Consider the following 25,594-nt stretch of genomic DNA (forward strand, 5'->3'; position numbering starts at 1 on the left):
GATTTTAAAGAATTTTAGTATCTCTTATAAATAAAAAAAGAACAGCAGATTCGTTTCAAAAAAAACGAATCTTAGCTGCCCGTTTTTAAACATCTCGACTTTGAATCACAGCAATCAGTCCTTTTGAAAAACTGACTTCAGCGTTCCCAGTCAAAAATTCATTACTGGCTAAACTAGTTGGTTGTAAAAAATCTGCATTTAGAAGTTCGTACTTTACATTCTTCAATGTCAGTTCTTTAACAGATGTTAAACAACAAAAAGCCAAATATTTCATATCAGAAATTTTGGGGATTTGATGACTTCCTGATGCAATATAACTTACAACATTTCCTTTATCAGCAATCTTTATTTGAGACAGAAACGGTGAAAAACGTGGTTCAACGCCCAACCATAGATTGGCTAATAGATGATCCAAGCGTCCACCAGTTGCTCCAATCAGCGTTACTTCTGCTTCGGGAAATCGTCTGAAAGTTATTTCTAATGCTAATTGTGTATCCGTGTCATCCTTTTCCGCTGGAGAAGTCACCACTTCATCAACCGCATTAAAGACTTCTTTTTTCTCGTTTTCATTCAATGAATCAAAATCTCCGATTGCCAAATCAGGCACTATTCCTTGACGCAAAAGAAATAGATTGCCGCGGTCAATACCGATAATTTTATCAAATTCATGAGAAAAAGCAGGCCAGTGATTTGGGTCACCGCCTGCAACAAGTAAAATTTTCATTAGTTAATAGCAGCCCGCAATGCATTGATTTTTTCCTTCGGGTTTTCTGCGTCATAAATGTATGAGCCAGCAACAAAAACATCTGCCCCTGCTGCTGCACATTTTTTGGCAGACTCAGGTTGAATCCCGCCATCCACTTCGATTTCATAGCGATAACCATGCTCTTTTCTCAAACGATCAAGTTCTGCAATTTTTTCGACAGTACTTTCGATAAATGACTGTCCGCCGAAACCTGGGTTTACGGTCATTACCAAGATTTGATCCACATCAGCTAAAACATACTTAATCGATTCCACTGGCGTCCCTGGATTTAAAACAACACCTGGTTTAACCCCTGCGGCTTTAATCATTTGAACGACACGATGAATGTGAGGAGTCGCTTCCACATGTGCCATAATGATGTCTGCTCCGGCTTTAACAAAATCATTGATGTAATTTTCGGGATTAGCAATCATCAGATGCACATCCAATGGCAGCTTAGTAACTGGGCGCAATGCGTTCACAACTACTTGACCAAAAGAAATATTCGGAACAAAGTTTCCATCCATCACATCAATATGAATGTAATCAACACCTGCATCCTCCACCATTTTCACTTCTTCACCTAGACGTGCAAAATCTGCGCTTAAAATCGATGGTGCAATTTTCATAGTCTGTACTCCTTTTCCATATTAATTTATAATTATTTATTTTTCTTATAAACAGGTCGACGTTTTTCAATTTCCTGCAAAAACTGCAAATAATTATCATAACGTGTTTTCGCGATTTTACCTTCTTCTAAGCGTCGTTTCACTTCACAGCCAGGCTCTTTAACATGTCGACATTCGCGAAAACGACACTCTGCTGCAGCGTCACGAAATTCAGGAAATTCTTTAGGCAGCTCTTCAGCAGATATCTCCAAGAAATCAATTGAACTAAATCCGGGAGTATCAGCTACCAAACCACCAAACAGATTTAATAATTCTACATGTCGGGTAGTGTGCCGTCCTCTTCCCAATGAATCAGAAATTTCGCCAGTCTCTAAATTTAAATCTGGCGATACATCATTCAATAATGTAGACTTACCAGCGCCTGACTGCCCCATAAAAACTGTCAGCTTGTCCGCGAATAAATCTGTTAATTTTTGCTTGTCTTGTTCGCCGTCAATTACCGGATAACCAAGGGGATCATAAACTGAACGGATTTCTTCCACCAATGCTTGATCAGTAACCAGGTCCGTTTTTGACAAATAAATAATTGGATGGATGTATTTATTTTCTAACGTCACTAAAAAGCGATCCAATAAGTTATAAGAAAAATTTGGCTCAACAAGACTTGTCACGACTACTCCTTGATCTACGTTAGCAACAGGCGGTCGAATCAATTCATTTTTTCTAGGCAGCAGTTCAAGAATGTAGCCTTCACTATTTTCTTCGCTACTGAAAACTACTTCGTCTCCGACTAAAGGTGTCAATTTCTTTTTACGAAAATTTCCTCTTGCTCTTGTTTGATGAATCTTTCCTTCGCTAGCAACATAGTAAAAACCGCTGAGGGCTTTACGAATCTGTCCTTCGATCCGGCTCATCTCCTTTAATTTCAATTTTATTGTAGCATACTTCAAATCTAATTACAGTACAAATAACCTAAAAACCTTTCCTAAAAAATTAGGAAAGGTTTTGTCTAAGGGACAGTGATTGTTTCTGCTTTTTGAACGGTTTTTGTTACTGCCGCATTTCCATTACGTTGAACTTCAATAGTAGCAGAGCCCCCCTCGGCAGTCGTTACAGAGATGCTCTGTGTTGTCGAAGGAGTATTTTTATCCAATTTAAAATTCAAGACCTGTGCTGATTTCGTGTTTTTAGCGTCCTTCAGCATAACAGTAATAGTATCTTGTTGACCTTCAGAACCTGTAAACTTAGCCGAAATCGTTACATCAAAAGTATTTTCTTTATTTTCAGGACCTTTTGAAATGTACACTGTCACAGTATCACCAGCTTTTAATGAATTTGAGCCTGCGCCGGGATCTGTTCGAATGACTTTGCCGGCTTCCACGTCATCAGAAAATTCCTGTTGTTCAGAATAAATTAATCCTAAACTCGAAATTTTACTTTCTGCAGCAGCTCTATCCTGACCGCTTAAATCATCTAACTCAACATAGCTAGACCCTGAGCTGACCTTCAAAGTAATCGTATCCTTTGAAGTCAGAGCAGTTCCGCTAACTGGATCTTGACTGATAACTTCTTCTGCTGGTGCTGTCTCACTTGATACATCTACCCGATTGATCTGATTCTTTGTAAGTCCAAGTTGTATCAATCGCTGTTCGGCATCTGCATAAGTCATCTGAGAATAGTCGCCAATTTTGAATGTCTCAGGACCACTTGAAACCTCAAAAGTAATCTCGTCTTCTTTTGGATCAACTTTTGTACCTTCCTTAGGATTTTGGGTCAAAATCTGATCCACAGGAGCTGACTCATCGTTAACCTTTTTAATGCGAATGTTCTTCTCTAAAAATCCAATTTTTTCCAATTCTTCTCTCGCATCTTCAATCGAGTCCCCCTCATAATCTTTCAGGGTCACTTTTTTTGTGCCAGAGCTAATATACAGACGGACAGGGCGATTCTTTTTGAACATCGTTCCTGCTCCAGGGCTCGTTTTGACAACACGCCCTTTTTTAATCGTATCACTTGCTACTTCATCTGTTTTACTGTCAATGGTTAATTTTGCCGCTTTTAATGTCGTTCGTGCTTCTGCTTCAGTCATATCCTCAACTTGCGGGATTGAAACTTCGGCTGAGCTGGTTAATAGATATCCAACTACTCCGCCAATTGCTAACATCAGCAACAAAAAAATAGCAATAAATCGTTTTTTGCCTTTTTTCTTCTTCGGCTTCTCCTCAGAAACCGGAGGCTCTTCTTTCGGCTGCTCAACTGGAATATCTTCAGGCTGAATCGGAGTTAGCACTTTTGTTTCATCTAACATCGCTGTTGGACGCCAAGGCAGTTCATTTGATCGTTCTGGCAACAACGCAGTTGAAAGATCGGCCGCCATCTCATCTGCTGTTTTATAGCGATCAGCCGGCTCCTTCGCAGTAGCATGCATAACGATATTCTCCAACGCTTGAGGAACCTCTGGATCAAAACCTTTTACCGATGGCATCTCATCTTGAAAATGCTTCAACGCAATGGTCACAGCTGATTCTCCATCAAAGGGCACACTGCCAGTAATCATTTCATACAAGATAATCCCTAAAGCATAAAGATCCGATTGTTTTGTTGCCATACTGCCTCGTGCTTGCTCTGGTGACAGATAGTGCACGGAACCCAACATGGAATTCGTTTGAGTCAAAGAAGTCTCAGATAAGGCAATCGCAATGCCAAAGTCAGCGATTTTTACTACACCTGACTGGTCCATCAAAATATTTTGCGGCTTCAAGTCACGGTGAATGATTCCATGTGCATGAGCCAAACTTACTGCAGATAGGATTTGCTCCATAATATCTACAATTTTTCCGTAAGGGATCGGTGAACGCGTTTGAATATAGCGTTTCAAATCCATTCCCTTCACGTATTCCATGACCAAATATTGCATACCGCTTTCTTCATCTACATCGTATACACCAACGATGTTCGGATGCACCATTTCTGTTGCTGCCAACGCTTCACGCTGAAAACGTCGAATCGCAGTTTGATCATTTTGAAAGTCAAAACGTAATATTTTGATGGCAACATCACGATCCAAAATTAAATCGTGGGCCAAGAAGACGTTAGCCATACCGCCACTACCGATACTGGCGATAATTTTATACCGTCCATTGACCAATTTGCCTATTTCTATCATGGACGAGCCTCCTCTTCAAAATGAATCAACAAGACAGTGATGTTATCCGCACCACCAGCATCATTAGCCGCATTGATCAATTGCTTGGTCTTTGCTTCCAATGTTTGATCACTTTCCACGATTGCGAGAATATTTTCTTCACTCACCATATTTGTCAAACCATCTGAACACAATAGCAAATAATCGTTCTGGTGACATTCATGTTCTGAAACATCTGTTTTAATCGTTCCAGCTATTCCTACTGAACGTGTTAACACATTTTTTTGTGGATGGATCGCTGCCATCTCTTTTGTGATCTCACCAGATTTCAATAACTCATTGACTAATGAATGATCATCCGTTAACTGCTGTAATTCATTGTTTTGAATCAAATACGCACGACTATCACCAACATGAGCCAATACAAATTTCTCATCTAACAAAGCAGTGCTGACAATCGTTGTACCCATTCCCTGCATTTCTGGATGAGCAACACCTTCTTGGTAAATCGCTTCATTCACTTTTTGAATTTCTTCTAAAAACCACTGGGAAGCTTCTTCCGGCTGCGCGATAGTCGAGGTCGACCAAGCAGCGCCTAAACCGTCAACAGCCATTTTGCTAGCAACATCGCCAGCCAAGTGACCACCCATGCCATCGGCTAGTATCGCCAAATACATACCTGCTTGATTAGTAAAAACATTTGCATAGTCTTGATTCATGTTGCGCCGCTTACCGATGTCTGATTGAAATTGGATCTCCATCTTTTTTGTCCACCTCATTTATCTATTTTTTCCGCATTGCACAAATAAAGAAGCCATCCGTCATAAACATTTCTGGATATAAAACCAACATTTGTTCATGGATCGCCGGCTGTAATTTCGTCTCTAAATCTAAATCGATTTTTTCAAACTCAGGCTGTGCTGCTAAAAATTCTGCAACCACCTTTTGGTTTTCTTCCTTAGCAATCGTACATGTACTGTATACCATAATCCCACCAGATTTCAATGTGGGAGCGCAATTCTTTAAAATTTCTAGCTGGATTTTAGGCAATTGAACAAAATCCTGTGGTCTTTTTTGATATTTGATATCTGGTTTCCGACGCATTAAACCCAAACCGGAGCAAGGTGCGTCCACCAAAATACGATCAAAACTTTCTGGCGAAAAATTATTTGCTGCTTCTCGAGCATCCATTTTTTTTGTCACCACTGTATCTGCCACGCGTAACCGTTCTGCATTTTCCTGAACTAATTTCAGTTTATGATCATGTATATCTAACGCAGTGACTGACCCCTCATCCTGCAGCAAAGCCGCGATGTGGGTAGTTTTTCCACCTGGAGCAGCACACGCATCTAAAATCTTTTGACCTGGCTTGATTTGCAGCGCTTGAGCAACAAGCATGGAGCTTTCATCTTGAATCGTCAGCCAGCCATTTTCAAACAATTCACTACCAGCTAAAAAACCTTTATCAGCGACAATGCCATAAGGTGTAAGGTCACTGATACGCGCTTCAATTCCGTCTTCTTCCAATGCTTCAATCGCCTCTGCCCGTGTTAAAAAGCGTAGATCGATCCTTGCGCTCACTCGACTCGGTTCAAGTAAAGATAGACCAAGCTTTCGTGTTTCCTCTTCGCCCAACTCGGTGACAAATTTTTCAGTTAAAAATCTTGGCAAACTGATTTCTGTTGCTAAACGTTCTATTGGGTCCTCTATTAAATCCAACGAAGGCACTCCTTCACGCTGAATTGAGCGCAGGACACCATTAACGAATTTTCCGGTACCTGGGTTTCCTTTGGCTTTGGCAATCTCAACCGCTTCATTGATAATGGCATGATCCGGTACACGATCCAAATAAAGCATTTGATAAACGGATAGTTGCAATAGACTTCTGACCCACGGATCTACTTTCTTAGCTTTTTTAATAAATGGTTCTACCTCGTAAGCCAATAGCAGCTGACGGCTAATCGTCCCATAAACAAGCTCTGTTAATAGTCCAGTGTCTTTGCCATCAACTTGATTTTTTTGAATCAGCTCGTTTAATAACAGATTTGAATAAGCACCGCCGCGATTAATGCGTTCAATGGCTTCGAGAGCCGTAAAGCGGACAGAGTGTAGTAATTTCTTTGGAATCTTTGCCATCTAACCCACCTGCTGCCCTTCAGCGACTGCTTGCCCGCTGCCATTTAAGAAAGCTTGAATCGTTTGCTTTGCTTTGCCAGCTGGCTGCAGCTCATCTACTGCCAGGACTGTACCGTTTCCACAAGCAATATGTAAAGCTTTTTTCGTACGAGCAACAATCGTCCCAGGTGCTGCTGTCGTTGTTTCTTCTAACGGTGTCGTATGGAAAATTTTCCAGCGAACGCCTTCATAGCTTGTGAAGGCTACAGGCCAAGGATGCATTCCGCGCACTTGATTATCCACTTCCTCAGCTGTTTTCTGCCAATCGATTGCCTCTTGCTCACGACTGATGTTTGGTGAGAAAGTCGCTTCTTCTTCATTTTGAGGAGTCGGCTTCAGTTCACCTGAGATGATTTTAGGCAGCGTTGCTAACAACAGCTCTTTTCCCACTTGGCTTAGCTTTTCAAACATCGTTCCAACATCATCTTGCTTAGTGATCGCAATTTTTTGTTGGCTGAAAATACCGCCTGCATCCATTTTTTTAATCATTTCCATGATTGTTACACCGGTTTCAGTTTCACCTTCCATGATCGCATAATGCACTGGTGCACCCCCACGATATTTTGGCAATAAGGAAGCATGAACATTGATCGCACCTAGTTTAGGAACCTGCAGCAACTTTTCCGGTAAAAATTGACCAAAAGCAGCTGTGATTAATAAATCAGGTGCTAATTCTTTGATTTTCTCCATTTCAGGCGAACCACTGATTTTTTCTGGCTGCAACACCAATAAATCGTGCTTCAATGCTGCTTCTTTTACTGGTGTCGGTGTAATAATTTTTTTTCGTCCAACTGGGCGATCAGGCTGTGTTACAACAGCAGCGACATCGTAACCAGCTGCGATTAAGCTTTCTAAAATCGGCACTGAAAAAGCCGGGGTTCCCATAAATATAATTTTAGTCATCAGCATGTTCCTCCATATAACGTTCTAAATCTTCAGGTTCGATCTTATCAATTACTTGATCGATAAATAATTTGCCGTCTAAGTGGTCGATTTCATGTTGAAAAGCACGAGCTAAATACCCATAGGCTGTGACTTCCATCTCTGAACCCTCACGATCGTAATAACGTACAGTGACCTCGTCGGCGCGTTCAACTGTTCCATAAACTTCTGGAATCGAGAGACACCCTTCAACATCAATACTCGTTCCTTTACGTTCGATGATCTCAGGATTGATAAAATCAAAACGATCCCCTTCTTCAACTTCCACGACAGCGATTCGTAAGTTTTTTCCGATTTGGGGTGCCGCAAGCCCAATCCCATCATGGGCTACCATCGTTTCATACATATCATCTAGCAGTGTGACAACCTCGTCAGTGATGTATTCAATAGACTCAGCTTTTTTTAATAGACGGTCATCAGGGTGAAGAATAATTGGATAACGCATAACATCCTCCTTGTTGCGACTTCTTAAATAAAATACATAGGTTCGTTGTCAATAGCGATCAATAAGCCTTGACGCTGGTCTTTTTGACTCACTTGTAAAATATCTTCCAAGGTCGTTTGTAATTTAGGTTCATTTTTATATTTGATGATTACTTGGTAATAGTAACGATTTTTAATCCGCAAGATCGCTCCTGGAGTAGGCCCTAGCAAAATACTTTGCGAACTTAATTGTTTCCGCAATTGTTCCGCTAGCTGGAAGGCTTTTTGAGCTGCCCGCATCTCTTCTTGATGGGAGACGGTCACCTTGACCGTATAATAATAGGGCGGATAATCCGTTTGATGCCGAATGCGCATCTCCTGCTGGAAAAAACGTTCATAGTCATGGTGCTGCGCTAGTTGAATTGTATAATGCTCTGGATTAAACGTCTGAATAATTACTTCACCGGCTTTATCACCACGTCCTGCGCGTCCACTGACCTGCGTCAGCAATTGAAACGTTCTTTCACTGGAACGAAAGTCTGGTAGATTCAATGCTGTATCCGCATTTAACACTCCTACTAAAGTCACATTGGGAAAATCTAACCCTTTTGCGATCATCTGTGTACCTAACAAGATATCTGCTTCTTTATCGCCAAAAGCTGTTAAGATTTTTTCATGGGCTCCCTTGCGCCGAGTCGTATCAACATCCATTCGCAATACGCGCGCCTCTGGAATCAGCTGCTCTAATTCCTCTTGAACTTTTTCTGTTCCGGTTCCAAAGTAGCGAATCTTGTCTTTCCCACAATTTGGACACTGGTGAGGAATTTTCTCTTCATGTCCGCAATAATGACAGCGCATTGTCTTTGTATCCATATGAAGCGTTAACGATATATCGCAATTCGGACATGGCAAGACAAATCCACAATCCCGACACATGACAAACGAAGAGTAGCCCCGTCTGTTTAGTAAAAGGACACTTTGCTCACCTTTGGCCAAACGATCTCGTAATTTTACTTCTAACGCTTCAGAAAAAGAAGAATTCAAGCGCCGCTGCATTTCCTCTCGCATGTCAACAATCTCAACTGTCGGTAACTTGGCCTGAACATTCGCTCGTTCAGTCAGCTTCAACAAGTGATAAACACCCTTCTGTCCCCGCGCACGGGATTCCAGGGAAGGTGTCGCACTACCTAACACGACTGGACATTTATGATATTTCCCGCGCCAGATAGCCAAATCTCTAGCATGATAACGCGGGGATTCATCTTGTTTATAGCTTGTCTCATGCTCTTCATCAATAATAATCACACCAAGATTTTCAAGCGGAGCGAAGATAGCGGAGCGAGCTCCTACAACTACATGGGCTTCACCACGTTCTAATTTACGCCATTCATCGTATTTCTCCCCTTGCGACAATCCACTATGTAGGACGGCTACTTCACTACCAAACCGTTCTTTGAAACGCGTAGCCATCTGTGGGGTCAAAGAAATCTCCGGTACCAGCATCATCGCCGTCTGTCCATTTGCCAGTACATCTTGAATAACCTGCAAGTATACTTCAGTCTTGCCGCTGCCGGTCACACCTTCTAATAGAAAAACTTGATGCTCATTGGCTGCACTCTTTTGACTGATGGCTTCATACGCAGTTTTTTGCTCGGCATTCAAATCCAATGCTGAAGTTCTTTTAATTTCTCGTTCAGCATAAGGATCACGATATTTTTCTACCGCAACAAATTCCAACCAGCCTTTTTTCTTTGCTTGATTCAAATTTGCTGCCGTGAAATCTTCTGCCTTCATTTGCTTAACAGAAATCAGAGCATCATCCGTAAGTTCTGCTAAATAATCCAATAATTGCTCTTGCTTATAGGAATTTTTCCGCAGCTCTGCCTTCAATTCTTCCACCTTTTCCGGTACAAAGGTTCGTTTGATATAGCGTTCAGTCTTTATTTTATTTTTAGTATGAACTTCATAACGCAGTTCAATGCTGCCTTGTTCACGTAAAGCCGCCAATTCTTTCAACCAGGCCTGAGCCTCTGCTTCTTCCCAAGTTATCGACTCTGAATCACCAAAGTATTTGGTCCGAATCGCTGGATCATCGTTGACTAGATACAAGCGTTTTTGATAATCGGCTTTCATTACACTAGGAAGCATAGTCTGCAAACACGTCACTTTGAAGGCAAAGGTGGTCGCTTTCATATAATCAGCCAACGCCAGTAATTCTTGATTTAAAACAGGGGTTAGATCCAATACTCTAATAATCGGTTTCAAATTATCTGGCAGAGGTTCTGGTGCCGTCTCAAAGCCGACTACAAAGCCTTGAACATGTCGCGGGCCAAACCCGACCTCTACTCGCATCCCGACTTCTACCGCTAATTGAGGCGGGATCAAGTAACTAAACGGCTGATCCGTCTGCATCGTCGGCACATCTACAATCACTTGCGCTAATTTCATTCTATCCGCCTCCATTCGTTAACAGTGTACTAAATTTTATATATGTACGTCTAAATTTATGAAATTGCGTAAATAAATCTTTAACACAAAAAGAAGGGACTGCGCCAAAAGTATTTGGTACAATCCCACTTACGCTTCATTAGCGAAAACAATTCTCCGCTTAGTTTTGTTCGTTACGAATCCGTTCTTCTAAATCGCGCTGATCACGTTCACGTTGCAAGTGACGTTCTTCTTCTTCCATTTTCAAGCGTTCTCGTTTGATTTCTGGATGAGGATCATTGATTACAGCACCTGCATCGATTTCCTCTAGCGCTTGCCCAACACTTTTAACAGATTCAAATGAGTCCAAGGTTGGTTGAGCACCTGAATCTAATTCATGTGCACGTTTACTAGCTAAAATTACTAAAGAATATTTTGAATTTACATGGTCTAACAACGTATCAATTGAAGGTTTTAACATCATAAGCTTATATCTCCTTTAACATTTTTATATATTTGCCAATTACTCGGTCAACTCGGTAATGTTCACTGACGATAATATCTTTGATACGATCAACAGCTTTTAATACTTGATCGTTAACAACAGCATAATCATAGAGTGCCATCATTTCAATTTCTTGGCGCGCAACCCGCATCCGTTCTTCGATCACTTCAGGGCTATCGGTACCACGTCCAACGATCCGTGCTTTTAACTCCGCTAAATCTGGCGGTGTTAGGAAAATAAAAACACCATCTGGTACTTTTTCTTTTACTTGTTGGGCACCTTGGACTTCGATTTCTAAAAAGACATCCTTGCCTTCATCCAATGTTTTGTTTACATAAGTTAGCGGTGTGCCATAATAATTTCCAACATACTCGGCGTACTCCAGCATTTCTCCCGCTTCGATCATTGCTTCAAATTCTTCTTTCGTGCGGAAATAGTAATCAACACCGTCGACTTCCCCTTCCCTCATCGGACGGGTGGTCATTGAGACAGAGTATTGGAACTCATTATCATCTCTTTCAAAAATGGCTTTTCTGACCGTTCCTTTTCCTACTCCGGAAGGTCCCGACAATACAATCAACAGTCCTCGTTCAGACATACTAACGCCCTTTCATGCTCTTTTTAGCTAACGCCTATTGTGCACTTTTTTTGTGAATATTTCAAGAGGTATTGTGAACTCGGCTCTTATTTCATAAGAAATTTCACCTAACTATTCAACATTTTGAATCTGTTCGCGAATTTTTTCTAGGATCGTCTTTAATTGAACGACGATATCCTTAATTCGAATTGGGCTTGATTTTGAGCCGATCGTATTGACCTCACGGTTCATTTCCTGCAACAAGAAATCCAGTTCCCGCCCAACAGGCTCGGTTGCTTTTAAAAGTTTTACTAGTTTTTCTAAATGAATGGTCAGGCGATCCAACTCTTCATGAATATCACCGCGTTCCAATAAAATCGCTAATTCTGTCAGCAAACGGTCTTGGTCAACGGTGTTTCCTAAATATTCTTCCAATTTTGCCTGATAGCGCTGCTGGAAATCTGCTTCATAATCAGTTACGAATCCCTTCAACTCTGTCACTAGAGTCTGAACTTTTTCACTGTATTCTGCTAGTACCTTTTGAATTCCTGCACCTTCAAGTTCACGACTAACCGCTAATTGCGTGAAGGCCTCGCTAGCAGTCGTTTGAACTAATTCCTCCAGCGTTTCTTCCTCAGTCGGTTGATCCACCAATGTTACGAAATCAGATTGCTCCATCGCTTTGACCAGAACCTGCTCTACTGGAAAATCCACAAGTCCAAAATGTTCTTTACCCCCATTTTGCAGCTCCTTGACTAACTGTTGTAGAAGTTCCCAATCAACCGAAACTTTTTTATTGCCGCTTTTCAACGGTGTTAAGTTAATAAATACATCTACTCTGCCTCGTTGAATTTTATCTTTTGCGATTTTGCGAATCTGCGCTTCAAAAGGATTTAGCTCTTTCGGCATGCGAATCTGCAAGTCTAAGAAACGATTATTGACGCTTTTTAACTCAATATTCAGTTCATAGGCCTCATTTGCTTGAAGCGCTTGGCCATATCCTGTCATACTTTTCATTTGATTTAGTCCCTTCTTTTGAAAAAAATCACTCACTGCCCTACATATTCTTCAGCGTTTCTTTCAACGCAGCAAATTCTTCGTTACTCAAAGTAACGCCTTTGCCCATTTTTTCATGTCCGGGTGCCCAATCGCGCAGGTCAAACTTTGGCGGCCGCTCATTCCAGCTCACCAAGTTCAATTCCTTACGCCAGCCCTTCGGATTTTCTGATAGGACAGCGATTTCTTCGACGATTTCATAATTAAATTCAGCCATGGTATCTCCTCCTGTTTACTAAAAAGTACGTTTACTTCTCATTGTGAATATATCTAAAAAAGAGTGCTAATAACGTTGGAATCGGCCAACGACGATAAGCCGCCTCCAACGATCCCTCGAGTTGGTAAATTTGTAAGACCAAGTAATAATTTGAAAAAACATTGTGATTCTCAATAAAATCTTCAATTTGTTCTTGAACTGAGAAATTTGCATCCAATTTGATCGGCATTTCAAAATGCTTTAAAATCGTCTCAATGAATTCTTCAGGTGTAAAAACCTTCACGGGCGAGACATTCACCCAATAAGCAAAGAATTCTAAGAATGCCAAACTAAGTATTTCCACTGGTACACTTTGTCGGAAAAATCTCCTAAGCTCTGGATAGAGCGAGCTCATATTAATCTTCAGCTTGTCTCTTAGATAAACAAAAAAATGCTTCGTCAGCGATTCAAAATCAGCCCGACAGCTGAAAAAGTAACGATACCCCTGCAGCTCGCCGAATATCCGTTTAGTCTCCAAATACCCTAAATCAATATTCTCAGAGGACCGGCCGCTTTGGAATAGCAATAAATCTCCTAAGTTCCAAGGACTTGCCAATACTAACTCAGTTACCTCATCAGGCAATCGGTATTTTTTATCCAAACCAGGGCCATGTACATCCACCACAATCAATTCAGTTATCGGCATTTGTAAAGTAATATCTACTGGTAAATTATTGCGATAGCCTCCGTCTACATAATTCTCGCCCTTGATTCTTGTCATCGCCATCATGGGAAAAAACGCTGCGGAAGCTAGTAACCATTCAATGATTTCCTCTTTTCTACACTCATTAAGCGGAACAATGACTTCTTGAAAAGCTGGAACCTTCGTCGTGACAACATATAAGGGACACCCATTCTGGATTTTTTGTACATCCAGCCGTTCTTCCAACAATCGTCTAAGGGGCTTTGAAGAAACGCCTCGCTGCTGCAAGGAGGTTCGAAGAAAGGTTCGAAGCTGATCAACCTGAGCTGCAAAATCGATCTCTTCCACCTCTTTAAAGGTAATATCCAAAACTTTATCGGTCTCTATTTCTTCCCACAACGCTAACGCTTGATTATAGTCACCTTGCGTGATCAACGCCCCGTTTAAACCACCAACTGAGGTACCAGTGATTACTTCAAATTGTATATTTTTTTCTAGCAGCGCCTTCCAGACACCAATCTGATATGCTCCGCGAGCACCGCCGCCGCCCAATACTAAGCCCGTATGATAGACCAATTCTTTTTGCCAAATGCCATCTAAAAATTGATAGCCTTGTGCAATCAACCATTGCTGTAAAATGAAATTTGCCTTGAGCTTCAATTGCAGGGCACGCTTAAACTTTTGTCGAGCAGCATTTTCCAATAATAAAAAGGCTGTTCGCCAGCCAATATCTGTTGAGATCAGTAAATTATTGATCCGCCATGTACCGCCTTCATCAACTTTCTCTACTAACAGCCACTGTGCTTTTCGTTCTATAAAATAACCGTTCCCTCGTTTAACTGCTGACAGAAATCCTGTCCGTGCTTGACTATGAGAGTCATAAAAAGGAAAAAGCAACTGTGAACGCTGAAATTTATCCCAAGCTGCTAACAACTCTGATCTATACATTCTTTTTAGTTCCATCGCTTCCTCCCTGATTTACTGTGAAACGATTGCTTTCAACCTGCTTGTTTCAGTATAGCAGAAATTTTCTCGCAACAAAAAGCTTCAAGACAGACCTGCCTTGAAGTTTTTGAATTAGCTGTCATTTAGTATGTTCGCTGTTCCATTTCAAACGCTTTGCGCATCGTGCCAGTTGCATTGTTGACTGGTGTCATAGCTACTAAATCACCTTGTACAATGATTCGTGTCACACCTTCGATTTCCCCACAGGTAATCAAAGTAACCTGTTGTTTGTCTGGGTGGACATCCAAATATTTCACTTCTGTTGGTTGAACACGAACTTTTAGCGTCGTCTTATAGGTATAGATATTATGCAAATCGGTCAAATAGATCAAATCGCCTTCCTTGATGCTCTCAAGCGGTGTAAACAACAAGCCCGGACGATCTGCACGATGACTTGCCAAGGCATAATTGCCTTCTCCCATCTTCTGATCTGGCGACAAGGTTCCTGCACCATACAAAAGCATTTCATTTGATAGACCTTTAAAAATCGGCAAATTGATTTCAACTGATGGAATCGCAATACCACCGATAACCGGCAATTGTTTGTTGTCTAGCTGCGCCTGAAGTACCGCTTCGGTACTGGCCGGCTGCACCGCATCAAAATCAAACGAAGCCTCTTTTTCCATATTTTTGTCGATCTCAGCTCGTTCCATTTTTGCTACAGCGTAACGTTCGCCATTATATTGCATCAAAAAATATTTGATTTGATTGTTGAATATCAAAGCTAAACCTACTAACAGCAACAAGAAAAGAAAAATATTTATTAGCCAGTTCCTTTTTTTCTTCATCTTAATCCTCCCGTGTTCTCCCGCTAATCATATCATATTCTATTAATTCTAGTGATACTACTTTCACTTACTAGAGAAAAAATTAAAAAAAGAAATAAATGCATTAGAAGTTTGTTATTTATTAAAATGATTTTAATTGTTAAAAAAGCGTCTTTATGTTGCAGTTTTTAAGACCTTTGTAATCTAATTTTAAAATAAAAGATACGAGCTTTTTTTTTATTATTGAGTTAAAATGATTGTGACGACTATTAGAAAGGGTGAATTTTGGTGCCAGATACGTTATTTGCATATATTGATTCCACAAGTAATGCTGTGCTTTCAAAAGGTTTTTCACCCAACGATTTTGTTGACGGAATTGTTCATCAACCTAAACATCTGTTATTGCTAGACCCTGTTGCAGAAGTCGGAGAATATGAACCGCATACGGGTTTAAAGATCATTAATAGTCATGAACAAGTCCAACAGTTTTTTAACAATAAAGCCTTCACCCATTCAAAGGGAACGAAATGGATCGATTTTAATGATCTGGCCATGTTAAAAGAACTGACTCCATTAGAAATTTCAGAATTGCTGTATTTTGGGCATATGCGGACACACCTGCATTCTCCCTTTTTTTATAAGCTGCAAAATAATTTTGTTTATTTCAATCTAGGCAACGACACGATGCGCGTATATTACCGCTACTTGGATGAATTTTATCGCATCCTTGCCAGCAAATTAACACGGATCGTCTTGGAGAAAGTCAATGATCGTCGTTCATTTTTCCGCAAAGGTTCCTCTGTTCCCCCGTTAGATGGTGAACTATTGAAGGAATTATATCCGATTTTACAAGAGGGGGCAATTTTCTGCCTTGATTTATCGGAACTAAAAAATAAACTTTACCGCATCCCCATCTTTTTGTCTGATGAAAAAGGTTGGCGGCGCAGTCCAAGAAATTATAAAAAAGAACAACAAATCGCAGAGATTACCTATGATACTGCCAAACAGCTATGGTCGTTGGAAGTTGAAAATGATGATCCTGTATTCTCATTTCGTTAATTGAAAAAAGCATTTGTCCGATTGATGAGGACAAATGCTTTTTTAACTGGCTACAAGGAAAGGATGAAATTCTCACATGAATAAATCGCTTTGCAGCAGGTCTATCCATGTCCGGCTTCACGAACTAGCTTTATCGGCAATAAGCTAAGTGAGTTCGCGAAGCCTTTCTTGATAGTTATTGGTGACTTTGTTTGTGGATACGAGCGCCATCTTTTGGCAAATATAACTGCGGCGCCTTTTCCACTACTAAGATCGCAACGATCGCTGTCACTATCGCTGTCGCCAAACCACTGACACCATTCATGACAAGCGAGAAAATCCAAGGATTCATTCCCCATAATGCATAGCTTCCCCAGAAAACCACTCCTGCAATAAAATGCCAGAAAAACCTTGCTCCTGTACCAACAAAAGTACCTAAAATAATATTCTTGCGCACGTTCCGCAGGTCTTGATCAACTAGACTTTGCTGCACTTTCTTTGCATACAATCCAGCAAATCCGGCAAAAGTAAAGGCAATCGGATACTCAATCAATACTTGAATCACACTTAAATAAACAACTTGGCTTGCAGGAAAATGTAAAATCCCCCAGATGAACGCGGACATCAAAGCTGGTTTGAAGCCTCTTCGCAGTGCAAACAACGTCAGCGGGATCATCCCTAATGAAATTGAAAAGCTGCTGCCGATGGTCGTTGGAATAAAAGACAGTACCAGCGAAAGAGCTGCCACCACCGTGCCCTCTACTAAAATTTTTGTCCTATACATAAAAAAACTCCTCCTTTTGAACATACAGTCCACAAAGGAGAAGTAATTATCATTACTTCATCACAATTCCTACGCTCGAATAACCGAAACAGGTACTAGGGTTTAGAGTCATCTCAATCTCAGCCCGAGGGCTCCCCTTTGCGACAGTATTATTCTATTTTTTGATACCCTCAGAGTATAACAGATGCCTGTCCGCCCGTAAAGGTATGAAATACTTTTATCGTGAAATACTTTCTTGATCTCCGCTTGGTGACAAGGTCGTTACCTTTTTGATCCGATCAATTGTCATCATCACCAATTGATTATCCTGAGTGCGAATAACAATGGACTCATTTGTTACTACTTTGGGCAACCAGCCTGAGATCGTTTGGAATTTCTCTTCGTCTTTTTCATCTTGAACTTGAATGACTACTAAACTATTTTGTAGAGCCGCCATCTTTAGTTTGAGAAAAATATTCTCATTGGCTTGCTCTTGGGCACGTTTTTCAGCAGAATCATTCAAAAAATCCGAGATGAAACGATATGATGAATTTGAAAACAGCTTGATTAAATTCTTTTTAGGCTTCTCGTTTTTAGTCATTCAGCTTCCTCCTATCAAGAGCATGGTTATGTAGTATGATTTTACTTAAATTCAAGAGAAAAAACAAGGAATCTAGTCCATTTCAAAAAAAGTTAACCATTCGTTTAAACCTTTTTGAATTAAATCATAGGTTTCTTCAAAATCACCTGTATACCAGGGATCTGGAATCCCTTCACCAGCGTGTCCCGGTACCCGATCTAAGTACAAATAAATTTTATCTTCAGTACCGTGGGGAGCGATTGATTCCAAGTCGGACACATTGTCTCTGTCCATCCCAATAATATAATCTGCATCATAAAAATCTTCTGTGGTTACTTGACGCGCACGCATTCCTTTGACGGAAATATGGTGTTGCGACAATATCCTCTGTGTCCCCTGATGTGGCGGATTTCCGACTTCCCAACGGCTAGTCGCCGCTGAATCAACTTGAAACTGCTTTTCTCGCTTTTTTTGGAAAGCATCCCGAAATATCGCTTCCGCCATCGGTGAACGGCAAATATTTCCCATGCAAACAAATAGAATCTTTTTCATGTCATTCCTCCTGTGCTATAGTCAATTTATCGAAATGAAACGAGGGATCGTAAATGAGTAAAATTTATCTGTCCGCCAAACTGCCTGAGCTTGGCACAAAATTGTTAAAAGAAGCTGCGCTTGAATATACAGTCTATGAAAAAGCTGGGTTAATTTCGAAAAAAGAGCTGATCGCAAACATCGTTGATTGTGAAGCCTTGATTTGTCCTCTATCGACACAGGTTGATCGCGACGTCATCGATGCTGCACCAGCATTGAAACTGATCGCGAACTTCGGAGCCGGCTTCAATAATATCGACACTGCTTATGCAAAAGAAAAAAATATCTATGTAACAAACACACCGGTAGTCTCGACTAATGCGACTGCGGAATTAACAGCTGGTTTAATCCTTGCCTTGTCTCGCCGAATTGTTGAGGGCGATCATTTGATGCATGATGAGGGCTTTGACGGCTGGGCTCCCCTATTCTTCTTAGGTCATGAGTTAAAGAACAAGACCTTAGGGATTATCGGTATGGGCCAAATTGGTCAAGCTTTAGCACAAATGATGAGGGCTTTTGGTATGAAAATCCTCTACAACCAGCGGCATCCGCTAACTTCTGAGCTAGAGGAGAAATTACATGCCACCTATTATCCTCAAGCTGAAGTGATTCAACAAGCGGATATCCTGACCCTCCATGCACCATTGACCGAGGATACGAGACACTTACTGACGAGCAAAACCTTTGACCAAATGAAGGACAGCGCCCTTTTGATCAATGCAGCCCGCGGACCATTGATTGATGAAGCCGCTTTGCTTCAAGCCTTAAAGGCAAAGAAGATTGCAGGAGCCGCCCTGGATGTCTATGAATTCGAGCCAGAGGTCACTGAAGGCTTAAAGGATCTGCCGAATGTCATCTTGACACCGCATATCGGCAACGCCAGTGTAGAAGCCAGAGATCAAATGGCTGAGATCGTCGCTAAAAATGCGATTGCTCTCTTCGAAGGAAAAGCAATCAAGCATATCGTAAACGGATTGGATCGAGCTTAGCGCTCGTTCCAATCTTTTTCATATAAACGATAAGCAAAGAATTCGATATCCTTAGCAAAACGAAATAATTGCGCCGCGATCGTGATTGGCGGCTGATCTGCCCCGGCTAATAGCCAGTCGATCAAAATCCCGCCACAGCCATGTGCAAGAAAACGAGCATAAAATTCTTTATCTGTTTGAGAGAGTTCTCCTTCTTGATCGACTTCGTCAAATAAACGAACGAATAAACGTTGGGCCAATTCATTGAACTCTTTTGTTAATACTTCCGGGGTCACTTCCACGGTATTCAAATAGAATTGATGACAGACCTGCATCTCTTTCAACATCTTCAAAACGGATTCTTCCCAATTCGTCAACACCAGCTCGTTCGAGATTAGGTATTGCAGCCCGCGTTGATAATACGCATAACGGAGCAGATCATTTTTATCCTTGAAATGATAATAAAATGTTTGGCGGTTTAAGCTGGCCTTTTGACTGATATCTTGAACAGTGATTTTTTCATAACTTTTTTCTTGGCACAACGCGATCAACGCTTGAACAAATGTTTCTTTGGTCGCTTTTCCTTCCGCCATTTTTCCACCTTCTATACTTGTTGATAAGGATAACCAAAATGCTCGTAAGCTAACGGGGTCGCCATGCGCCCTCGCGGTGTTCGTTTAATGAAACCCTTTTGGATCAAATACGGTTCATACATGTCTTCCACGGTTTCACGTTCCTCACCGATATTAACCGCTAGTGTACTCAGCCCGATCGGTCCACCATGATACAGTTCAATCATCGTTTTTAATAATTTTTGATCAATGTGGTCTAAGCCTGCCCCATCAACTTGCAGCAGCACCAATGCCTGATCCGCAATTCTCCGATCGATCACACCATCCGATTGAACCTGAGCAAAATCGCGAATCCGCTTCAGTAAACGATTGGCAATCCGCGGTGTTCCTCGTGAGCGTCGGGCAATCTCCACCGCACCTTCTTCCACGATCTCAGTTTGAAAAATATCGGCCGAGCGCAGCACAATCTCCCGCAAATCCGTCTCTTCGTAATATTCCATATGAGAGATAATTCCAAATCGATCACGCAGTGGCGCCGATAGCATCCCTGCCCGTGTAGTCGCTCCGATTAAAGTAAACGGCGGCAATGGAAAATGTACTGGGTGAGCTGTCGGCCCCTGTCCCACCATGATATCTACATAATAATCCTCCATTGCTGAATACAAGGTTTCTTCTGCTACTCGCGGCAATCGATGGATTTCATCGATAAATAGTACATCGCCCGGCTCCAGCTCATTTAAAATCGCTACTAGATCCCCCGGACGTTCGATTGCCGGTCCACTGGTTGAGCGAATCTGCACATTCATTTCATTAGCGATCACCATCGCCATCGTGGTCTTCCCCAGACCCGGCGGCCCATAAAGCAAAACATGATCCAATGCTTCTTGGCGGTTTTTCGCTGCTTCAATATAGATCGACAGTTCTTGCTTAACCTTGTCTTGACCGATATATTGAGCAAGGTATCGAGGACGCAGTGATTTTTCTAAACTTTTATCGCTCTCATCCGCATCTGGTGAAAGCAAACGTTCTTCATCCATCTAACTCGTCCTCCTACTTCTTCATCATTAATTTTAGAGCTGCTCGTAAATAATCGTCGGTATTTTGCAATGTTTCTTTTTCCAAAACTTTTTCGACTTTCTTGATTTCTTTCGGGCTGTAGCCTAATGCCTGTAGGGCTTCCATTGCTTCAGCCAGAGCCGTATCATCATTGCCTTCATAGAACAAGGACATTGGATCCTCGACGAGCTCGGTGAGCTTGCCTTTTAAATCCAAGACCATTTGTTGGGCAGTCTTTTTCCCTACACCTGGGAATTTCGTTAAATAGGTCACATCGCCTGCTTCAATGGCTTGGATCAAGCCTTGATGATCCTCATTTGCCATGATCGCTAAGCCGCTCTTGGGTCCAATACCAGATACTGAAAGCAGTCGTAAAAACAATTCTTTTTCAGCCAATGTCTCAAAGCCGTATAATAAATGCGCATCCTCGCGAATGATCTGCTGCACATAGATCGTCACAGATTGCTCCATTTTGCTGCTGTAGCGATAGGGATTGCCTAACGCGATTTGATAGCCGATCCCATTTACATCCAACACCACATAGCTAGGGCTGATGAAGGTCAATCGACCTGTAATATATTCGTACATAGTTGATCCTTTCTTTGGTTAAGAAAACAATTCTTTATTCTCACTGCATATACATAACCGCATATATGCACATATGTTCTCATTATTTTAGCACAAATGGCGGCGGTTAAAAACTCTTACCGCCGAATCCTTCCAATAGCTGTAATAAAGCAAAATAATCTGTCATCCGTAATTCCTGAGTGATTGCTAATGTCGGCACTTCCTCATCCTCATAAAGCAGATTCGTTGTTAAACATACATCGCTGTTTTCTAATGTCGCTGAAAAAACAACTTGAAAATCATTCGTCAAAAATCGGCGCAGATCGTCTTTTAAAATCGTTTCTTCAAACTCTGGCAGATCTGTCTGCAGAAAAATCCGCACAACCGGTTGGATGGTCAGCTCAGGCAAGCGCCGCAAAACAGAAAGATAACGACCAAAAAGAATCGATTCAGTACCACCTTGATCCGCTAAAACAGTTGAGACAAAAGCGGCTAGTTGGGGTTGCTGCTGGGTAATCTTCGTCCAGAAGGCTTTACCATTAATATTAAAACGAATCATTGGAAACAGCCGATGATACAGATGTCCGCTGATTAAATAGTTTTCTGCCTGCAAGGCTTGAAATTTTTCCCATGCCGCATGATTATTGATCTTCTTTTCTAAAATCCGATACCGCTCATCGATCTCAGCCATCACAAGAAATGGTTTCTTTGCCAGTAATCGATGAATTTTTTTGGTAATGTCTGGTACGTGGTAGTATTCCTCCCGCGTCAGCAGATTCAAAAATAGATTTCCTAAAGAGGCTTGTGTACGGAAATAGGCCGGCATCACGGGCTTTAGTTGCTGATAAAACTCTTTAAAAAGCGAATCGCCGGCTAGTGTCTGCTGACTGATTGAATTTGGTTCTAATGAGTAGTGTTGGACTTCTCGCAACAAATGAGCCGCTACTAAATATTCTAGGCGCTGCTCCTTAATAGGATTCAAGGCTACCTGAAAAAAGCGTTGGATCCCATGACTGATTTTTTCAACGAGCTCGTGCTGCAAGGGTGCGAAGGGCCAATCCTTTCCTCGAAATAGGCGCCAATAATAAACCGATAGATACATCCGAACGACTGGCTCCGGTGCCTGAAAAAATACTTCTCCGCGTTCAATCGTTAACTGCAGCGGCGCCAGTTCTTGATACAAGCCTTTCAATTTGCGCCGAATGGTCGATTCACTGCGAAATAATCTTTCGCTTAGTTCTTTGATCGTTCGGGCTTTTCCAGCAATCAATAAATGCAATAGCCGATAGGACAAGGAATGGCGAATCAAATCAACTAAAAATTGATTTTGCTCCATGATTTGATCGGCAATTAACAGGCGATAATTATTCCCTTCTTTTTCAAATAAGGGAATCTCCGTCTCTGTGAAGCGGCAATAGTTCTTACTCAATTCCTCCAGTAATCGTTGGACACTGCGGGCATCTAGCCCTACTTCCTCAGCCAAGTCAAGCTTCTTATGGATTTTTCCATCACTTAACAGCTCCAGTAAGCGAACACCGAAATAGATGTCTTTTTCGTAATGTTGTAATTCCAGCGCTTTGATATACATAAAAAAACTCCTTCACGCTCTATTTTAGCAAAAGAGCGCAAGGAGCAGCTACTAAAGACCTTCGAACAAATGGAACAAAATCGGCAGCAGTGCCACAGTCACTATTCCGTTGACACAAATACACAGGCCGGCCAAAATCCCTTCCAATTCACCGATTTCAATTGCTCGACCCGTGCCGATCGCGTGAGAGGTGCTGCCTAAAGCAATTCCCTGCGCTACAGGACTCTTGATATTGAACAGCTGGAAGACTTTTGTTCCTACCAGAGCACCAAAGATCCCGGTAGAAACAACGATCGCCAACGTTACTGGTGAAATGCCGCCCATCTGACTAGATAGATCAACAGAGATCGCTGTCGTCACAGATTTAGGCAATAAAGAAACGATGATCCCCTTATTCAACGAAAATAGCCGGCCAATCCCTACGCTTAATAGGCAATTTAAAACGACACCGACTAAAGTGCCTAAAATAACTGGCAAAAAGTATTTCTTGAGCTTATCGAAATTTTGGTATAACGGTAAAGCCAAGGCGACTGTCGCCGGAGTAATCATCATAGTGAATAGATTTCCGCCCATGTTGTAATCCTTATAGCTGATCCCGCTGAATTTCAACAGGATGATTATACTGATTACACTAGCAATCAAAGGATTGATGAAAGGAATATTAATTTTAGTCAATAATTTTTCCATCAATGTGTAGATCAATAACGTAAGTGCTAACCCAAAAAGCGGATTACTCGCCAGCGCTGAGATCATCTGCTCCACCTCGTATCTTTTCAACTTGATCAACCAGACGATCCTTTTTCTCAGTGCTCTTCATGCCGATCTTTTCGACAATCTCTGCTGTTTTACCAACAGCAACAAGAGATACGAATGAGCAAACAACCACCGCTCCAAGTAAAACAGGCCAAGTATATTTGATTGCTCCATAATATTGCATCAACCCGACACCTGCCGGCACAAATAAGATCGTTAAATGATTCAATAAAAAGTTTGCTGTATCTTCAATCGCTGAAGGCTTTAATAGCTTGGTTTGGAAAGAAAGAAATAATAACAAAATACCGATAATACTTCCCGGAACCGGCAGCTTAAAAAACAGCCGTAAGCCTTCCCCAATAATGGAATAGAGTAATAACAAACTTAATTCTTTAAACATTTTCATAACTATCGCCTTTTCTAAAAATAGGATAGTTCTAGTATAGCGAAAAAAGAATCACTCGCTCTCCAAGTTTTGTCGGAATTTCATACATTTTCTGAAAAGCGATAGCGAAAGTCTAAACTTAATCATCTACAAGAAGGGCTTCGCGAACTCGCTCAGCTTTATCGGCAATAAAGCTAGTTCGTGAAGCCAGACATGGATAGACCTGCTGCAAAATTACTTATTCATTTGAAAATTTTATGATTCCTTTATGATTCAAAAAAGCTGTGCCGAAAACAAGGCACAGCTTGGTTTATTTCACAATCGTTTTGTACTCTCCGTAGCCTGCTTCATCCATCTCTTCAAATGGGATGAACCGCAGAGCTGCTGAGTTGATGCAATAACGCAATCCACCTTGATCTTGTGGGCCATCGTTGAAGACGTGTCCGAGATGGGAATCAGCTTCCTTACTGCGAACTTCTACTCGGTGCATGCCGTGGGAAAAATCAGCCTTCTCTGCGACACCGCGTTTTTCGATCGGCCGGCTAAAAGATGGCCAGCCGCAGCCAGCATCATATTTGTCGCTAGAAGAAAACAGCGGTTCACCGCTGACCACATCAACATAGATGCCTTTTTGATAAAAGTCATCATACTTGCCAGAAAATGGACGCTCAGTGGCATTTTCTTGTGTGACCGAATATTCCATTGGTGAAAGCTTCTGTCTCAATTCTTCTTTTTCCATCCTTCATTCCCTCTTTCACGATTGCTTTGAATAAGGTAAGCATACATCCATCAAGAAAAAGAAACGATAAATTTGCTCAGACTGATTTCAAAAAAAGATCGATGGATACTTTTCCATCGATCAATACTCAAAATCCTTCAACATCTGATTTACCGCACCCACCGGAAAACCAACGATGCTGTAATAATCGCCTTCGATTTTTTCAACAAAGACACCTGCCCCATTCTGAATACCATATGCGCCAGCTTTATCTTTGTAATCGTCACTATCTAAATAGCGGTTGATTTCTTCATCGGTCAATGGGTAAAAGGTTACTTTAGCAGAAGTTAATTTCTCTGCTGTTTTCCCACCTTGGCGGATCACTACAGACGTATAAACCAAATGATTGCCGTCACTCATGTCCCTCAACATGCCAAAAGCTTCCTCTCGGCTTTTTGGCTTTCCTAGGATTTGATCGTCTAGCACAACGACTGTATCGCTAGCGATAACCAGTGCCTCTGGTTGGTCAGCAGCAACGACCGCTGCTTTTTGACGGGCCATCTCCATCACGTACTCTACCGGTGCATACTGCTCTTTGACTTCTTCATCAATGTCGGCAGGCTGAACGGTGAAATCAGCAATCAGCCAATGCAGCAATTCTCGGCGCCTAGGTGATTGCGAAGCTAAAATAACTGTCATTTGTTCGTGCTCCTCGTGTAA

At 41.5% G+C, this 25,594-nt stretch carries 28 protein-coding genes and 1 riboswitch; of the genes, 2 read left to right on the forward strand and 26 right to left on the reverse strand.

Annotation, left to right across the window (positions count from 1 at the left end; genetic code table 11):
• Nucleotides 1-85 precede the first annotated feature (85 nt).
• The 15 genes from JZO85_RS16255 to JZO85_RS16325 all read right to left on the reverse strand — a co-directional run bounded on the left by JZO85_RS16255 (nucleotide 86) and on the right by JZO85_RS16325 (nucleotide 15,316).
• Nucleotides 86-724: a thiamine diphosphokinase gene (locus tag JZO85_RS16255; protein WP_207109567.1), complete on the reverse strand. Its 639-nt coding sequence runs from the start codon at nucleotides 722-724 to the stop codon at nucleotides 86-88.
• On the reverse strand, nucleotides 724-1,374 hold the full coding sequence (gene rpe, locus JZO85_RS16260) for a ribulose-phosphate 3-epimerase (protein ID WP_207109568.1): 651 nt from the start codon (nucleotides 1,372-1,374) through the stop codon (nucleotides 724-726). Before rpe ends, JZO85_RS16255 begins: the two co-directional genes overlap by 1 nt.
• Nucleotides 1,375-1,406: 32 nt before the next feature.
• On the reverse strand, nucleotides 1,407-2,288 hold the full coding sequence (rsgA, locus tag JZO85_RS16265; protein ID WP_207109569.1) for a ribosome small subunit-dependent GTPase A: 882 nt from the start codon (nucleotides 2,286-2,288) through the stop codon (nucleotides 1,407-1,409).
• Nucleotides 2,289-2,383: 95 nt separating this feature from the next.
• A complete protein-coding gene (gene pknB, locus JZO85_RS16270) occupies nucleotides 2,384-4,540 on the reverse strand; it encodes a Stk1 family PASTA domain-containing Ser/Thr kinase (protein ID WP_207109570.1) in 2,157 nt (718 codons plus the stop codon).
• Nucleotides 4,537-5,280 (reverse strand): Stp1/IreP family PP2C-type Ser/Thr phosphatase, encoded by a 744-nt coding sequence (locus JZO85_RS16275; protein ID WP_207109571.1) that lies wholly within the window; start codon nucleotides 5,278-5,280, stop codon nucleotides 4,537-4,539. The genes pknB and JZO85_RS16275 overlap by 4 nt, the downstream gene beginning before the upstream one ends.
• A 22-nt stretch (nucleotides 5,281-5,302) precedes the next feature.
• Nucleotides 5,303-6,655 (reverse strand): 16S rRNA (cytosine(967)-C(5))-methyltransferase RsmB, encoded by a 1,353-nt coding sequence (gene rsmB, locus JZO85_RS16280; protein ID WP_207109572.1) that lies wholly within the window; start codon nucleotides 6,653-6,655, stop codon nucleotides 5,303-5,305.
• On the reverse strand, nucleotides 6,656-7,597 hold the full coding sequence (gene fmt / locus JZO85_RS16285; RefSeq protein ID WP_207109573.1) for a methionyl-tRNA formyltransferase: 942 nt from the start codon (nucleotides 7,595-7,597) through the stop codon (nucleotides 6,656-6,658).
• Nucleotides 7,590-8,081 (reverse strand): peptide deformylase, encoded by a 492-nt coding sequence (gene def, locus JZO85_RS16290; protein ID WP_207109574.1) that lies wholly within the window; start codon nucleotides 8,079-8,081, stop codon nucleotides 7,590-7,592. Before def ends, fmt begins: the two co-directional genes overlap by 8 nt.
• A 23-nt stretch (nucleotides 8,082-8,104) precedes the next feature.
• Nucleotides 8,105-10,507 carry a primosomal protein N' gene (priA, locus tag JZO85_RS16295; RefSeq protein ID WP_207109575.1) on the reverse strand — a complete coding sequence of 801 codons (2,403 nt, stop codon included), beginning with the start codon at nucleotides 10,505-10,507 and terminating at the stop codon, nucleotides 8,105-8,107.
• A 160-nt stretch (nucleotides 10,508-10,667) separates the two neighbouring features.
• Nucleotides 10,668-10,970: a DNA-directed RNA polymerase subunit omega gene (gene rpoZ, locus JZO85_RS16300; RefSeq protein WP_207109576.1), complete on the reverse strand. Its 303-nt coding sequence runs from the start codon at nucleotides 10,968-10,970 to the stop codon at nucleotides 10,668-10,670.
• Between the two features lie 4 nt (nucleotides 10,971-10,974).
• Entirely contained in the window at nucleotides 10,975-11,589 is a 615-nt protein-coding gene (gene gmk / locus JZO85_RS16305; RefSeq protein WP_207109577.1) for a guanylate kinase, read from the reverse strand.
• Between the two features lie 111 nt (nucleotides 11,590-11,700).
• A complete protein-coding gene (locus tag JZO85_RS16310; RefSeq protein WP_207109578.1) occupies nucleotides 11,701-12,585 on the reverse strand; it encodes a YicC/YloC family endoribonuclease in 885 nt (294 codons plus the stop codon).
• 40 nt (nucleotides 12,586-12,625) lie between these two features.
• Entirely contained in the window at nucleotides 12,626-12,841 is a 216-nt protein-coding gene (locus JZO85_RS16315; protein ID WP_207109579.1) for a YdbC family protein, read from the reverse strand.
• A 31-nt stretch (nucleotides 12,842-12,872) separates the two neighbouring features.
• Nucleotides 12,873-14,486, reverse strand: a complete 1,614-nt coding sequence (locus JZO85_RS16320; RefSeq protein ID WP_207109580.1) for a patatin-like phospholipase family protein — start codon at nucleotides 14,484-14,486, stop codon at nucleotides 12,873-12,875.
• Between the two features lie 125 nt (nucleotides 14,487-14,611).
• On the reverse strand, nucleotides 14,612-15,316 hold the full coding sequence (locus tag JZO85_RS16325; protein ID WP_207109581.1) for a class A sortase: 705 nt from the start codon (nucleotides 15,314-15,316) through the stop codon (nucleotides 14,612-14,614).
• Between the two features lie 267 nt (nucleotides 15,317-15,583).
• On the opposite strand from JZO85_RS16325, the gene JZO85_RS16330 reads away from it, so the two are divergent.
• Entirely contained in the window at nucleotides 15,584-16,354 is a 771-nt protein-coding gene (locus tag JZO85_RS16330; protein ID WP_207109582.1) for a hypothetical protein, read from the forward strand.
• Nucleotides 16,355-16,529: 175 nt separating this feature from the next.
• On the opposite strand, the gene thiT is transcribed toward JZO85_RS16330, so the two are convergent.
• The 3 genes from thiT to JZO85_RS16345 all read right to left on the reverse strand — a co-directional run bounded on the left by thiT (nucleotide 16,530) and on the right by JZO85_RS16345 (nucleotide 18,228).
• The gene (gene thiT / locus JZO85_RS16335; protein ID WP_207109583.1) at nucleotides 16,530-17,117 is read right to left on the reverse strand and encodes an energy-coupled thiamine transporter ThiT; all 588 of its coding nucleotides are present in this window, start codon (nucleotides 17,115-17,117) and stop codon (nucleotides 16,530-16,532) included.
• A 49-nt stretch (nucleotides 17,118-17,166) separates the two neighbouring features.
• Nucleotides 17,167-17,265: riboswitch (TPP riboswitch) on the reverse strand.
• A 69-nt stretch (nucleotides 17,266-17,334) separates the two neighbouring features.
• Nucleotides 17,335-17,697, reverse strand: coding sequence for a hypothetical protein (locus JZO85_RS16340; RefSeq protein WP_207109584.1), 363 nt, complete (start codon nucleotides 17,695-17,697; stop codon nucleotides 17,335-17,337).
• Between the two features lie 72 nt (nucleotides 17,698-17,769).
• The gene (locus tag JZO85_RS16345; RefSeq protein WP_207109585.1) at nucleotides 17,770-18,228 is read right to left on the reverse strand and encodes a low molecular weight protein-tyrosine-phosphatase; all 459 of its coding nucleotides are present in this window, start codon (nucleotides 18,226-18,228) and stop codon (nucleotides 17,770-17,772) included.
• A gap of 53 nt (nucleotides 18,229-18,281) precedes the next feature.
• On the opposite strand from JZO85_RS16345, the gene JZO85_RS16350 reads away from it, so the two are divergent.
• Nucleotides 18,282-19,256 (forward strand): 2-hydroxyacid dehydrogenase family protein, encoded by a 975-nt coding sequence (locus JZO85_RS16350; protein ID WP_207109586.1) that lies wholly within the window; start codon nucleotides 18,282-18,284, stop codon nucleotides 19,254-19,256.
• Here JZO85_RS16350 and JZO85_RS16355 read toward each other — a convergent pair.
• The 8 genes from JZO85_RS16355 to JZO85_RS16390 all read right to left on the reverse strand — a co-directional run bounded on the left by JZO85_RS16355 (nucleotide 19,253) and on the right by JZO85_RS16390 (nucleotide 25,573).
• On the reverse strand, nucleotides 19,253-19,828 hold the full coding sequence (locus JZO85_RS16355) for a TetR/AcrR family transcriptional regulator (RefSeq protein ID WP_207109587.1): 576 nt from the start codon (nucleotides 19,826-19,828) through the stop codon (nucleotides 19,253-19,255). The genes JZO85_RS16350 and JZO85_RS16355 overlap by 4 nt on opposite strands.
• Nucleotides 19,829-19,839: 11 nt before the next feature.
• Nucleotides 19,840-20,844, reverse strand: a complete 1,005-nt coding sequence (ruvB, locus tag JZO85_RS16360) for a Holliday junction branch migration DNA helicase RuvB (protein ID WP_207109588.1) — start codon at nucleotides 20,842-20,844, stop codon at nucleotides 19,840-19,842.
• A gap of 13 nt (nucleotides 20,845-20,857) precedes the next feature.
• Nucleotides 20,858-21,451 carry a Holliday junction branch migration protein RuvA gene (gene ruvA, locus JZO85_RS16365; protein ID WP_010741129.1) on the reverse strand — a complete coding sequence of 198 codons (594 nt, stop codon included), beginning with the start codon at nucleotides 21,449-21,451 and terminating at the stop codon, nucleotides 20,858-20,860.
• Nucleotides 21,452-21,557: 106 nt separating this feature from the next.
• Nucleotides 21,558-23,018 carry a helix-turn-helix domain-containing protein gene (locus JZO85_RS16370; protein ID WP_207109589.1) on the reverse strand — a complete coding sequence of 487 codons (1,461 nt, stop codon included), beginning with the start codon at nucleotides 23,016-23,018 and terminating at the stop codon, nucleotides 21,558-21,560.
• Between the two features lie 51 nt (nucleotides 23,019-23,069).
• Complete coding sequence (locus JZO85_RS16375) at nucleotides 23,070-23,768, reverse strand: LrgB family protein (protein WP_429958650.1); 699 nt, start codon at nucleotides 23,766-23,768, stop codon at nucleotides 23,070-23,072.
• On the reverse strand, nucleotides 23,749-24,177 hold the full coding sequence (locus tag JZO85_RS16380; protein ID WP_207109590.1) for a CidA/LrgA family protein: 429 nt from the start codon (nucleotides 24,175-24,177) through the stop codon (nucleotides 23,749-23,751). The genes JZO85_RS16375 and JZO85_RS16380 overlap by 20 nt, the downstream gene beginning before the upstream one ends.
• A 289-nt stretch (nucleotides 24,178-24,466) precedes the next feature.
• Nucleotides 24,467-24,895 carry a peptide-methionine (R)-S-oxide reductase MsrB gene (msrB, locus tag JZO85_RS16385; RefSeq protein WP_207109591.1) on the reverse strand — a complete coding sequence of 143 codons (429 nt, stop codon included), beginning with the start codon at nucleotides 24,893-24,895 and terminating at the stop codon, nucleotides 24,467-24,469.
• A gap of 120 nt (nucleotides 24,896-25,015) precedes the next feature.
• A complete protein-coding gene (locus tag JZO85_RS16390) occupies nucleotides 25,016-25,573 on the reverse strand; it encodes a Maf family protein (protein WP_207109592.1) in 558 nt (185 codons plus the stop codon).
• Between the last annotated feature and the right edge of the window lie 21 nt (nucleotides 25,574-25,594).

This window comes from Candidatus Enterococcus murrayae, from assembly GCF_017315985.1.
Taxonomy (GTDB): domain Bacteria; phylum Bacillota; class Bacilli; order Lactobacillales; family Enterococcaceae; genus Enterococcus_A; species Enterococcus_A murrayae.